Origin of the sequence: Pandoraea apista (genome assembly GCF_001465595.2) — a bacterium.
In the GTDB taxonomy this organism is placed as follows: Bacteria; Pseudomonadota; Gammaproteobacteria; order Burkholderiales; family Burkholderiaceae; genus Pandoraea; species Pandoraea apista.
Map to the genome: position 1 here is coordinate 1694930 of NZ_CP013481.2, position 13087 is coordinate 1708016.

At 64.2% G+C, this 13087-nt stretch carries 11 protein-coding genes; 1 reads left to right on the forward strand and 10 read right to left on the reverse strand.

The window, feature by feature from the left end; all coding sequences use genetic code 11:
* The 10 genes from AT395_RS07900 to ilvD form a co-directional block, all read right to left on the reverse strand.
* Positions 1-984: a DMT family transporter gene (locus tag AT395_RS07900; RefSeq protein ID WP_224787470.1), complete on the reverse strand. Its 984-nt coding sequence runs from the start codon at positions 982-984 to the stop codon at positions 1-3.
* The gene (locus AT395_RS07905; protein ID WP_042112250.1) at positions 977-1456 is read right to left on the reverse strand and encodes an Lrp/AsnC family transcriptional regulator; all 480 of its coding nucleotides are present in this window, start codon (positions 1454-1456) and stop codon (positions 977-979) included. The genes AT395_RS07900 and AT395_RS07905 overlap by 8 nt, the downstream gene beginning before the upstream one ends.
* A 275-nt stretch (positions 1457-1731) precedes the next feature.
* Positions 1732-2910, reverse strand: a complete 1179-nt coding sequence (locus AT395_RS07910; RefSeq protein ID WP_048627620.1) for a porin — start codon at positions 2908-2910, stop codon at positions 1732-1734.
* Positions 2911-3071: 161 nt separating this feature from the next.
* Entirely contained in the window at positions 3072-4454 is a 1383-nt protein-coding gene (locus tag AT395_RS07915; RefSeq protein ID WP_048627619.1) for an MFS transporter, read from the reverse strand.
* A gap of 116 nt (positions 4455-4570) precedes the next feature.
* Entirely contained in the window at positions 4571-5875 is a 1305-nt protein-coding gene (locus tag AT395_RS07920) for an FAD-dependent oxidoreductase (protein WP_042112247.1), read from the reverse strand.
* A gap of 100 nt (positions 5876-5975) precedes the next feature.
* Complete coding sequence (locus AT395_RS07925) at positions 5976-6449, reverse strand: aconitase X swivel domain-containing protein (RefSeq protein ID WP_042112246.1); 474 nt, start codon at positions 6447-6449, stop codon at positions 5976-5978.
* Positions 6446-7735: an aconitase X gene (locus AT395_RS07930; RefSeq protein ID WP_042112245.1), complete on the reverse strand. Its 1290-nt coding sequence runs from the start codon at positions 7733-7735 to the stop codon at positions 6446-6448. The genes AT395_RS07925 and AT395_RS07930 overlap by 4 nt, the downstream gene beginning before the upstream one ends.
* A gap of 30 nt (positions 7736-7765) precedes the next feature.
* Positions 7766-8680, reverse strand: a complete 915-nt coding sequence (locus AT395_RS07935) for a TauD/TfdA dioxygenase family protein (RefSeq protein ID WP_082164623.1) — start codon at positions 8678-8680, stop codon at positions 7766-7768.
* 36 nt (positions 8681-8716) lie between these two features.
* On the reverse strand, positions 8717-10084 hold the full coding sequence (locus AT395_RS07940; RefSeq protein ID WP_048627618.1) for an MFS transporter: 1368 nt from the start codon (positions 10082-10084) through the stop codon (positions 8717-8719).
* Positions 10081-11781 carry a dihydroxy-acid dehydratase gene (gene ilvD, locus AT395_RS07945; RefSeq protein WP_048627617.1) on the reverse strand — a complete coding sequence of 567 codons (1701 nt, stop codon included), beginning with the start codon at positions 11779-11781 and terminating at the stop codon, positions 10081-10083. The genes AT395_RS07940 and ilvD overlap by 4 nt, the downstream gene beginning before the upstream one ends.
* Before the next feature lie 141 nt (positions 11782-11922).
* Here ilvD and AT395_RS07950 point away from each other — a divergent pair, with 141 nt between their 5' ends.
* Positions 11923-12855 (forward strand): LysR family transcriptional regulator, encoded by a 933-nt coding sequence (locus AT395_RS07950; RefSeq protein WP_048627616.1) that lies wholly within the window; start codon positions 11923-11925, stop codon positions 12853-12855.
* Positions 12856-13087 lie beyond the last annotated feature (232 nt).

Here is a 13087-nt window from a genome sequence, read left to right on the forward strand (position 1 = left end):
TCAGTGAGGGCTGCGGCGTGAGCGCATCGTCCCGGACCACGCAACGGCGCCGACGATGCACACGCCGCCCACGGCCATCTTGAGCGTGGGCGACGTGCCAAACAGCACCCACGCGAAGGCGATCGCGTAGACCGGCTCGAGGGCGATGACGACTGCCGCCTGACTGGCCTTGACCGTACGCAGTGCGTGGATAAAGAGGGTATAGGCCAGCGCGGTGCAAACAATGCCGAGGCACGCGAGCCATGCCCATTGGGCGGCCGGCAGTGCGAGCGCCTCGCGCCATGCAAATGGGCCGAGCACGACCAGGATGCCCAGACACTGCCACCAGCTGGCTTGCAACGGTGACGCTTGCGCACCCAGCACGCGATTGGACAACGCGATGACCGCGTAGATGGCGCCGGAAAGCACGCCCCACGCAAGGCCGATCGTGGCCCCCGCTTGCCAGTCGAATGCGGGTGTCACGAGCGCGAGTCCAATGCATACGAGCCCGATGACGCCGGTGTCGCCAAGCGTTGGACGTTCGCGGCGCAGGGGCCATTCGAGCAGGATGACGAACGCGGGGAAGCAGGCGAAACCCAGTGTGCCGACGGCCACGCCGCCAGCCTTGATCGCCAGAAAGAAGGCGAGCCAGTGCACGGCGAGCAGCACCCCGGCCACGATGAGCCGCAACGCAGAAGCGCACGAGAGGCCCCGCCAGGGCGCGCCCCCCGAGAGTCTTGTGGCACTGCGCATGCCCGCGAGCCCGGCGAGGGCGATGACGCTCAGTGCGAGCCATGAGAAGAGGCCACGGCCGAAGACGATCAGGGTGCTGCTCGCGGCGATGTGTTCGCCGAACAGTGCCGAGGCGCCAAACAGCATGGCGGCAACATGCAGCGCGATCTGCTGACCTGCCCCGCCGTGCGGGGGCCGGGCGAGGCCGGCGGTGGCAGGTGTGCCGGGCATGGCAGGTGTGGCAGGTTCGCCGGTCGCAGCGACCTCAGGCATTGCCGGAGGCATCCGGCACCGGGACCGCCGTGGTGTACATCACTTGCTTGAGCGCGAAGCTCGAGCGGATGTTGCGTATGCCGGGAATGCGCGAGAGGCGGTCGGTGATCAACGTTTCGTAGGCGCTCATGTCGCTCACCATGACGCGTAGCAGATAGTCGGCGTCCCCCGACATGAGATAACACTCCATGACGTTGGGCAGGGCCGTGACGGCGGCTTCGAAAGCATCCAGGCCGTCCCGATTCTGGTTCTCAAGCGTGACGTGAATGAACACGTTGATATGCAGCCCGAGCCGGGACGGGTCGAGCAGTGTCACACGCTGGCGGATGTAACCGGCCGCTTCGAGCGCCTTCACGCGCGCCAGACAGGGCGAGGGCGAAAGGTTGACCCGCGAGGCGAGTTCCACGTTGGTGAGGCGGGCGTCGGCTTGCAGCTCCCGCAGAATCTTCAAATCAATGGCGTCGAGTTCCATACCACATTGCGCGCGCGCCCCGGATGGGGGCCGGCGTTCCAGTCGATTAGCCGCTCGGTAGGCGACAGTGCCGCAATACTAGCCTATTTATCCACCGGCCAAGGGGGCGGCACGATGACGCCCGTGATAGGTGGCGGATTTTCGGTGTCGACGTGCGCTGTGGAGGGGACGCGGCACTTGACCGGTTCGTCGCACGATTGCCGCTTGGGCAGGTACGATCGGGCGCTACCCGGATACCGGCGAGAGGGCGCCGCCGGTATCCGGGAACGCGGCGATCAGAAACGGTGACGCAGGCCGGCGAGTACGGCCACTTGATTCTTCACACCGGCCCCTGCCGGGCCGAACGCGTTGATGGCGGCGACCGTCGCATCGCCGGCAGCACGCTGGTAGATCACGGAAGCATGCAGGTCGGTGCGCTTCGAGAAGTAATATGCCGCGCCCGCGTCGATCTGATGCCAGCGCGGGCGCGTGCCCGATGCGAACGACGTCGGGCCGGTGCCGGTGTAGCCCGACGCATCGGTGAAGATGTAACCGATACCCGCGAAAAGCGCCGGCGAGAACTGGTAGCGCGTGTTGATTTCGTAGTTGTCGACGCGCAGGTCCTGCCCGTTCTGATAGCGAAGCCGGGTATCGGTGAAGACCGCGCTTACGCGCGCATCGCCGAAGCTATAACTGCCGGCGACACCAATGACATCCTGACGCGAAACGAAGCCCGAGTTGTAGAACAGGCTTGTCGACAGTGTGTATTCGTCGCCGATGGCGCCGCCCGGATTGGTCGACGTTGCCGCCGATGCCGATGGATTGCTCAGATGCAGAAAGGTCGCTGCCGCACCGATCGGCCCGCGTTGATACTGAATGCCGAGGCCGAGCGCACGGTTGTTCGCGAAGCCGTTGCTGCCGCCGCTCGCACTCTGATTACTGAACGCGTACAGGGCGCCCAGCGTGAGACCTGCCATCGGCGAGTATTCGTACTTCACAGACTGATTTAGCCGGAACGTCGAGAAGGTATTGTCGACGTCTCCCACGTGGGCGCCGTAGATGCTGCCGAATTGTGTCCACGATTCGAACGGCGACAGATACACGAAGCCGAACTCGTACTGACGTCCGAAGGTGAGTGTGCCCCAGCGTGGATTCGACAAGCCGGCGAACGCTTGCCGTCCAAACATGCGACCGCCCTGACCGAGGGTTCCGTTAATGCCGCTGAAGCCGTTTTCCAGCGTAAATATGGCCCGGGTGCCGTCGCCGAGATCTTCGCTGCCCGTCAGACCGAAACGGTCGCCGCTGCCGAAGCCCGTCGCCAGAGCCACTCGGCTCGCACCTTTGGCCCCGACGGCCGACGCTACGTTGTTGGTGTAACCGATGCCGTTATCGATGATGCCGTAAAGCTGAACCGAGCTTTGCGCCAGCGCGGGCAGTCCTGTCAGGGCGACGCAAAGGCCTAGCAGTGCCCGCATCGACGCACGGGCGGAGCGGGGTTTTCGCAAACGAGAGGACGAGAAGGGCCGTCCTGCGCACGAATGGCGTTGGATCATGTTGTCTCCTGAATGTCTTGTAATGAGTTGGCGGTGTCTTGTGTGCCTGAGTGGACGGGGAGGCGCGTCTTTGGTGAGGCAGGTCAGCTCTTTGCGGTGACCGGGGCCGACGACGGGGTCGGGTGCGGCCCTGCGCTGTCGTCTGCGGTGCCGCGGCGTGTCGTGCGTCCCAGCACGAGCGCCAGCAACACCACGACAGCCACCGGCGCGGCGGCCGCGACGAACAGGGTCGACACCGGTAGCGAGAGCGAGAGAAGCAGACCGCCGATCATTGGCCCCGAGATCGAGCCGATCTTGGCGACGCCGATGGCGATACCCGTGCCTTTGCCCCGGATGGCGCTGGGGTAGACGGTCGGTGCCACGGCGTTCAGACCCGACTGCGTGCCGGCGACGCAGAATCCGACGAGGAACACGGCGGCAGTTAGCAGCATGGCTGGCATGCCGCTGCCCAGCAGGGCGACCAGGGGGCATCCGAAGAGCGGCAGAAACACGATCATGCGAGCACCGTAGCGATCGATGAAACGCATCAGCGCGAGGCCGCCTGCCGTGCCGCCGATGGAGAACATGGCCGAGACCAGCGCAGCTTGTCGGGCCGGTACCCCCACGGCTTCCACCAGAATGGGCAGCCAGTTCTGCAACGCGAACAGGGCCATCGAGTTGGCGATGTAGGCGAGCCACAGCACGGGCGTGATCGTGCGCAAGCGTCCGTGGAACAGCATGGCCCAACGGAACGGCGCCGGTGCGGGTTCGTCGCCCACGAAGAAGCGCGTGGAGGTGTCGACATTGGCCGCCGGATCGATCTTGCGTACGAGTCGCACCACTTCTGCGGGACGCCAGCCTTTGAGTACGAGAAAGCGCAGCGACTCGGGCATGACAACAGCGAGCACCGCCGCGACCGCGAGCGGCGCTACGCCGCCGATCAGGAAGATGGCGTGCCATCCGTACGGGCCGACGAGCACGGCGGCAACGGCGCCCCCGAGACTCGCGCCGAGCGTGTAGCCGGTGAACATCAATGTCACCCAGGTGGCGCGCAGGCGCTTGGGCGCAAACTCCGAAATCAGCACGAACGCGTTAGGAACGGCGCCGCCGATACCAATGCCGGCGAGGAAGCGGAGCACCAGCAGGTGGTCGATGGAGGTTGCCTTCACCGTCGCGAGTGTGAGCACGCCATACCAGACCGTGCCCCAGAGCAGCGCGCGCTTGCGTCCGAATCGATCGCCCAGAAAGCCGAACAGGATCGAGCCGACCATGATCCCGAACACGTTGATGCCGAAGGCGGGTCCCAGCGCGGCGCGGGGAATCTGCCAGTCTCGCACCAACGAGGGGGCCGCATAGGCAAGGGCCGTAAGCTCGTACCCATCGGTGAGCATGAGAATCCAGGCGCAGAAGATCGTCAGAAATGCGAATCGCCCGGGTTTTTGCGCGTCGATGAGACGCGAAATATCCATCGTTTGCAGCGTTGCCATGTCTCCTCCATATGCCGATCGCCCGTAAGCGCCGGCTTCAGGAAGCCGGGCGCAGCGCTCGTTGGCGTGCGTTCCCGGCAAGTGTCGTTACGTCCTGTGTCGATCCTCGCGCCGCTTCATGACAAATGCGGCGGGTCGATCCGGTCGACGTTGTCGGCAATTCGCTCGCGCAACGCTGCGCGGTCGATGTCGTGAACGCTGCCCGCACCGGCCATATCGAGTACGTGCGCCGCCGCAGCGCCCATCGCAATACACGGCCCCATCACACGCACGCTCGACAGCGCGCTCGAGTCGGCGTCGATGCAGCGGCCCGCGGCAATCACGTTATCGGCGTCGGCGGCGAGCAGACTGCCCAGCGGCACGGTGTGCAGGTGATCGTCGCCGAAGGGTTGCCAAACGTACCCTTCCGGACGGTCGTGAAGTTCGATTGGCCAGGACGTGCGCGCCACGGCGTCGGGGAACGCCTTCGCGGCAATCACTTCTTCGGCGCTCAGCGTGTGGGTGCCGACGATCCAGCGCGTTTGCCGGATACCCGGCAGCCCGTAGCTGCGAATGCGTGCGTTGCGATACACCTCGGGGTATTCGGTCCTGAGAAATTCGAAGGCGCGGTCCGCCTGATCGCGCCCCACCAGTGCCGTATGCGATGCGGCCACCGGTTCCAGCGGCGTTTCGATGTGTGTCATGTTCGCGATACCGATGTTGCGGCCGCGGAAATAGAAGACGAGACCGTCCTTGCGCTCCAGCCCGTAGGCGTTCGCGCGGCTGGCCACGCGCTCCTTGAACTCGGCCGGGGTCGGGGCATGCGTCTCGTCGAGCCCTTCCAGCACGACCATCTGCGTGCCATGTACCGGCGTGATCGGTTCGCGGCACGCCAGTCCGGCATTCCAGGCGAGCGCGGCGTCGCCGCTGGCGTCCACAAAGCCCTTGGCGTCGACGTGAACGTCGCCGTATCGCGTAGCCAGCGTTACGCGCTGCACGCGACGGCCTTCCATGGCCACATGCCCGATGACTGCACCGAGAATGACGGTGATACCGGCGTCGAGAATCTTCTGTTCGATCCAGCGCGAGAGCGCGATCTCGTCATACAGCACCACGGTCGTGAGGGGGCCTTCCTTGTAGTGCAACGCGCCTTGGGCGCCGAGGTCGCGCAGGATACCGTCGGCGATGCCGTGCGTGACCTGAAAGCGTTTTGGCCCGTTGGAGAACAGTCCGCAGAAGGTGCCGATGATGGAATTGACGGCTTGCCCGCCAAGCGCGGGAAGGCTGTCGACGAGTACCACCTTTCGGCCAAGCGCTGCCGCTTCCAGTGCGGCCGAGGTGCCGGAAATGCCGGCGCCCACGATGCAGATGTCGGCGTCGACGTGCCACGCGGGCGTGTGGGTCGCGCGGCGCACCACGCGAGTATTAGTGTCCAATTGCATCTCCAGTGAAAGCCAGGTCAGGGAAGACAGGGGAATAAAAAGAGCGACGAGTATTCTCGAAAGGGGACGGAGAAAGTCGTCGCGAATCGCACGGCAATCCTCAGACGGTCGCAATGCGCCGGGTCACTTCGACCACACCGCGATCGGCATCGACCACCACCCAGTCGCCCGATTGGATGAGCGTGAGCGGATCGCGGTCAAAATCGGTCAGCGCGGGCGCGTGTGTGACCACGGCGCCGAGCGCCATCTTGGTGGTCATCTCGTTGAACAACATGGCGATCGGCGCGGTGCCTGCCAGCCGTGCAATGTGAAACTGGCTCGACCAGCCCGACGAGCCTTTCGCGCCGGGGAACACCAGCACCTTGCCCGCAAAGCTCACGCCGCGAAGTTCGTGACGCGTTTCAATGACCGTGCCGCTGCGCGGGTCGATGCCGCCCCAGCCGGAAATGCGCTCGCGCGTGACGAGCGCTTCGCCCTCGGTGCGCCCGCCGACCACGCGCCGGCCATGGAGCACGAAGGTTTCCGTGGCGCTTTGCGGGGCGTCTCGCCGTTCGATGTGTGTCGTGGTGTTCATGCCAATGCTCCCGTCCAGCGACCGCTGAGCGCGGCCGAAATACACTCGGCCGTGGTGCCGCACCAGGCTTGAATGTTCATGATGGCCGGCAGGTAATGCGCTTGCTTGGCCGAATCGACGGCCGCGACTCGCGTGCCCTTGGGCATGACTCGTCCGAGTGCGGAACACGTGTCGCTCATGAGATGTGCGCCGGCCGACTCGATGATTCGTGTGTATCCCGCCTGATCCGCCAACTGACGTGTCGCGCGCGGGGTAAAGATCCAGAGCTCGGTGTTTTCATGCACCTTCTGGCCCTCGAGTAATTGGCAGACCTCCCAGATCTGTTCGATGGAGTAATGCGGGCAGCCGAGCATCACGAAGTCCACGTCGGTGTCGCGCGCCGTGGTGTTCACGCGCTCGTAAGCGAGGCGCCGTTCGGCCGCGCCGTAACGCAGGGTCTGGCGGGCTTTGCGCGTGCCGAACGCTTCGTCGAGTGTTCGCGCTTCCGGCGTTGTGCCAACGATGTGGTACATCTCGACACCGCCTGACGATGCCGCCGCCGCGCCGAAGTGCTTGAGGCGCGGGAGATTGGCTGGCCCCTGAATGCCCTGCAGGACGGGAATGCCTTCGGAGACGACTTCGCCAACGTAATAGCCGAGAAGTCCCCATTCGAAGACGTTGTCGATCGGCACGTCGACTTGCACGAGATCGGTGCCGAAACGGTTTTCCGTCAGATGCAGCCCCCAGTAGGGGATCTTGCCGGTGAGCATCGCGGCGCCCGCGCTCTCGCGTCCTTCGGCGTTGCTGCGTGCCCCGAGCACGGCGTTGATGTACACGACTGCCGACGACTCCATCCACGCGCAATGCTCGCCGCGCACCGGTACATTGCCGACCTGATACGGCGCACACGTGTGCAGCGGCTGCACGCCGAGCCGGCCCGCATACGCTTCGCCTGCGCGATAGAGTTTCACGACTTCCGCTGAAATGCCTTGCCGCTCGGCATGTTCGGGATCGAAGCCTTGCTGGAGATGGCTGCTGTAGGCCTTCATGCGAGGCACGGGCACGACCTCGGCGCTGTCGAGGTTGAATTCGGAAAAGACGGCGTCGAGATCGAGCGTGCCGCCGCGGGTGCCGAAATCGCGCAGAAACGGTGTGGTGGCGCCGAGTGTGCCGCACACGTTGTTGGTGTCGACGAGGCGCTCGGCACCGAGCGCTTCGCCGTAACGCACCAGCAGATCCATCGCTTTCTGCACGGCAGGGCCCTGCGTGCCGTCAAGCATGGCCTGCTCGTCGTGGGTCAGTTGCATGGGGTGTCTCCTTGAATGTGACCGGGCGGGTCAGGCGTCGAGCGTGGTGGCGCGACGCAGTTCACGACGCTTTGTCAGGTCGAAGCGCCGGCCGCGATGTAATGTGCATCGGTTGTCCCAGATCACCAGATCGCCGGGTTGCCAGGTGTGTCGATAGACAAAGGCGGGTTGCGTGGCGTGTTCGAGCAGATCGAGCAGCAACATGCGGCCTTCGGCAAGTGTCATGTCGAGAATGCGGCTCGCATGGGCACCGATAAACAGGGACGACCGGCCGCTCGGGTGTTGACGTACCAATGGCCAGACGGTCGGGGGAATGGCTGCCCGTTGGGCCGCGTCGTACTCGGTGTCGCCGAGAAAGAAACGCGAGTGCAAGGCGTCGTGTTCGGCGTGAAGCCCGCGCAGCGCCGCTTGCTGCGACGCCGGCAACGCCTCGAACGCGGCACGCATATCGGCGAACTCCGTCTCGCCGCCTTCCGGTGGCACCGCCACGGCGTAGAGCATCGAGTAGCGGGCCGAGGGCTTCTGAAACGAACTGTCGCTGTGCCACAACTGGTTGGCGAGATTACCCACAATGCGACGATGCTCGCGATGGGCAACCGCACCGCTTTCGTCAAGATTGGAGATGTCGGCGAGGGTGTCGTGCCCGAGGCGGTTGTGCGGCCTGGCCACGCGTTTGAAGCCGATATCGAGCGGCCCCAGCGCGCTGGCGAAATCCAGTTGCTGCTGTGGCGTGAGCGACTGGCCGCGAATGACGAGCACACCGTAACGGGTCATTGCGTCGTCAATGGCGTGCGCGGTGTCTGCGCTGACCGGTGCGGCGGTATCGAGACCATGCACCTGAGCGACGAAGTCGAAGGCTGTCTCGCGCGAGCCGTTCGTTTCAACGGTTTCACCGGTTCGGCTCGCGTTCACCGTGGGCGAACGCAGCGGCGTGAGGTCAAGCATGTTGGCTCCTCCGGAACGTTTTATTGGGGGGCGATGTCACGCAGTTCCTGCGGGATGCGGTGTGGACTCGGCGCGTTCGGGATCGTGTTGCCGGTGAAGCATGCCGAGTGCGAAGGCAAAGATCGCCACGAGGCCAACGGGGACGGCGCCAAAATAGAACAAGGCGCTGACCGGCCAATGCAGCGATAGCAGCGCACCGCCGATGACAGGGCCCGCAATGGCGCCGATCTTCTGGATACCGACCGCCACGCCCACGCCCTTGGCGCGCAGGGCGGTTGGATAGACCATTGCCGCTACCGCGTTGAGGCCGAATTGCGTACCGACGACGCAAAACCCGATCATGAAGACCGCCGCGATCAGCATTCCTTCGGGGACGGCGGTGCCGAGTGCCGCCACAAGGGGACAGCCGATAACGGGCAGCACCGCGACGATCAGTGCTCCGCGTGTATCGACAAATCGCATCAGCGCGAGTCCGCCGATGGTGCCGCCGACCGAGAATGCGCTGGATACGAGAGCGGCGCGCGCCGGTGGCACGCCAATCGCTTCGATCAGCATCGGCAGCCAACTCACGAGAAAGAACAGCGCCATGGAGTTTGCGACGTACACGGCCCACAGCATGGGGGTGATGCGGCGCAGGCGGCCCGCGAAGAGCTCTCGCAGACGCGCATGCTGCGCTCCCGCGGCCTCGTCGCCGGCAACGAAACGCATTTGTGCGTCGAAGTGCTTTCCGGGATGCAGCCGTGACGCGACGCGCGCGATCTCGTCGGCGCGGCGGCCCTTCAGCGCGAGAAAGCGAATTGACTCCGGCACCCACAGGGCGAGCATGACGGCAGCGAGCAAAGGCCCTACGCCGCCGATGACGAAAATAGCCTGCCAGCCGAAGTGCGGAATCATCCACGCCGCGACCACGCCGCCCAACCCGGTGCCGACGCTGTAGCCCGTGTACATCAACGTGACCCAGGTGGCTCGCAACCGGCGAGGCGCGAATTCCGTCATGTACGCAATCGCATTGGGCACGACTCCGCCGATGCCGATGCCGGCGATAAAGCGCAGTACGAACAGCGTGCGCAAGTCGCTGGCGAATACGACAGCGAGCGTTAGTACGCAGAGGATGCCTGAGCCGATGAGAATCGTGCGCTTGCGACCGATGACGTCACCCAGATAGCCCAGGACAAACGCACCGAGCATCGTGCCGAAGACGAAGGCGCCAAAGGCGGGCCCCAGGGCGCCACGCCCGATACCCCATGCGCGACCGATGGCGGGAGCGGCAAACGAGAGCGCGCCAAGATCGTAGCCCTCGGCGAGCATCATCAAACCCATCAGAACGATGATGCGAATCGAAAACCCACCGACCTTCTGGGTTTCGACGACCTGATCGACGTCGACCGTCGGCGCGGCGTTCATGCGCGTTCTCCGTCGTCGTTCCGGCCGTTCAGTACCGCGCCTTGCGGCATTGACGACACGTTCTCGCGATACAGCTTGAGCCACCCGCGTGGCGATGCGGCCGACGGGGCGCGCCACTGTTCGCGGCGTTGCGTCCATTGGGCGTCGTCCAGTTGTACGTCGCAGCGGCGCGTGTCGAGATCGATGACGATAGTGTCGCCGTCGTGAACGAGGGCAAGCGGGCCGCCGGTCGCGGCTTCGGGCGCAATCTCCGCCACGACCAGACCCTTGCAAACGAGCCCCGAGAGGTGCCCGTCGGTCAGCAGCGCGACCGATTCGCTCAGCCCCGCGCCGTCGATGGCAAACACCACGCGAGAGGCGCCGCCGCCCATCGCGGGCCCTCCGCACACGCCCGCGCCTCGCATGACGACGACATGGCCCGGACGGATATCGCCGCGGCGCAGCGCCTCGACCGCCGCGTCGGAGGTATCGAAGCACAGCGCTGTGCCCTCGAAGCGACGAGCCTTGTCGGGGGAAATGCCGAACTTCACGATGCCCGCTTCCGGCGCAAGGTTGCCGCGCAGGAGAACGATGGCCGGGCGCGACGCGAAGGGGCGCTCGACCGGCCGTATGACGTTGTCGTCGTGGATCGGGGCGTCCTGTACGTTTTGCGCCATCGTCGTTCCGGTGACGGTGAGCGCATCGCCATGCAGCCACGGCAACAGACGCCTCAGCACCCCCCGCGAGCCACCCGCGGCATCGAAGGCTTCGATCGTGTCGTCTCCGACCGGGCGAATGCCTGTGAGCACCGGTATCTGGTCGGCCAGCGATTCGAACAGGTGATAGACGTCGACATCGCATTGCGCCTCGGTGGCGATCGCTTGCAGATGCTTGACGCTATTGATCGAGCCGCCGACGGCGAGCACCGCCATCGCGGCGTTGGCGAATGCGCCGGGACTGAGAATCTTGCGCGGGGTGAGATCGGCCTCGATCATTTCGACGATGCGCTGGCCTGCCCGACGCACTGTCTCGAACATTTGTGGACTGTTGGCGGCTACCGGCGTGCTGCCCGGCAGCGCCATGCCAAGGGCTTCGCATACCAGATGCATCGAGTTCGCCGTACCCAGCCCCGAGCACACGCCAGGCCCGCGAATCGCATTGCGCGTCATGCCAACGAGTTCCTCGACCGGCAGACCGCCGGTGACGACATGCATTGCGCTGACAAAGACATCCTCGATGTCCACATGCTTGCCGCGGTACTCGCCGCTGGCCTGATAGCCGCAAGCCACAATGAGGCTCGGAATATTCAGGCGCGCCGCCGCCATCAACTGACCGGGCACTGTCTTGTCGCACGAGGCGAGGCAAACCATACCGTCGAGCATTGCGCCTTCGACGGCGACTTCAATGTCGTTGGTGACGAGGTCGCGTGCCGACAGAATGTAAGCGCCGCGTGCACCGGCACCCGTGATGAAGTCGCTCGGCGCGGCCGTACGGATTTCGAAAGGCAGAGCGCCGGCGGCGCGAATGGCCTCCTTGAGCGCGGCCGCCACGCCGTCAAGGTGACTGAAACAACTGGCAAGTTCGGAAGAAGAGTTGACGATGGCGATCTTCGGTTTTTCGAGATCGTCTTCGGCGATGCCCAAGGCACGCCATTGGGCGGCACGCACCGCCCACAGATAGGAACCACGGGGGAAATTGCTTCGCAAGCGACGAGGCATGGTGTCTCACTCCAGCGTTTTTTCTTGGTGAAAAACGCCGTCCCGGATGCACTCTACGGTGTCTCTCGAAGACGGTGACTCATGCTAGGTAGCCGAATATAATCCGTCAATTCGATCCAATTTATTTGGTAAATCCAAAATATGGATATTCATCAGGTCGATCTGAATCTTCTGAAGGCCTTTGACGCGATGATGCGCACACGCAGCGTGACCCAGGCGGGCATTGTGCTCGGGCTGAGTCAGCCGGCCATGAGTTTTGCGCTGTCGAAATTGCGTCAGATGTTTGACGATCCGCTGTTTGTGCGATCCGCACGCGGCATGGAGCCCACAGCACGCGCGCAGGAACTGGCGGAGCCGGTCACGCGCATGCTGTATCTGATTCAGGACGAAATCCTGCCGCGTCCGACGTTCCATCCTGCGTCGTCGCGTGAGACGTTCGTGATGTGCATGTCGGACATCGGGGAAATGGTGTTCTTGCCGCGCTTGCTCAAGCATCTCGATGGCGTGGCGCCCCACGTGAAGATCAAGACGGTGGCGCCCACGCCGCAGGAGTTGGAGGCGGGACTGACCGAAGGCGATATCGCGCTGGCGGTTGGTGTGTTCCCCGATCTGGAGAGCGCATCGATTCGCCAGAAGCTGCTGTATCAGCACTCGTTCGTGTGCGTCATGCGGATCGATCATCCGAACATCGGGCAAACGATGACGAAGGACGAGTACGAGGCAGCCGATCACGTTGCCGTGCGTCCGGAGGGGCGTCGTGCCGATCAGTTCGAGAAGACGCTGGAGCGGCTTGGCGTGCATCGCAACGTGCGTCTGTCCCTGCCTCGCTATATGGGCGTGCCGTTCATCGTCGCCGACTCGAACATGATCGCGACAGTGCCGCTCTCAGTCGGCCGCCGCTTCGCCGACTTCGCCCGGGTAAGGCTCGTGCCGTTGCCCTTCAACGTTCCCGCCTACGATCTTCATCTCCACTGGCATTCGCGCTTTCACAACGACCCGGCTAACGCCTGGATACGCGAGGTGATGTCGGCATTGGTGAGTACACCGAGGCGGCCTTCGACGGCTGAAGTGTGACGTCATCGTACGATCGACAACAGTAGGGGCTATAGGGGGCGGCAGCGAGGAGAGGGCCGGCGGTTGGTAAGGGGCGGTAAGGGGGTGGGGAGCGGCAAGGAGCGGCAAGGGTTGGCAGTGTTGCATTTCCGCCTTGCCGTGGCCATGGCGTGACAACAGAGGTTGACGTTGTGCGGCGGACTGCTAATATCTCGAAACTTAAATAATAATGTTAATGATTCGCATTAATAAT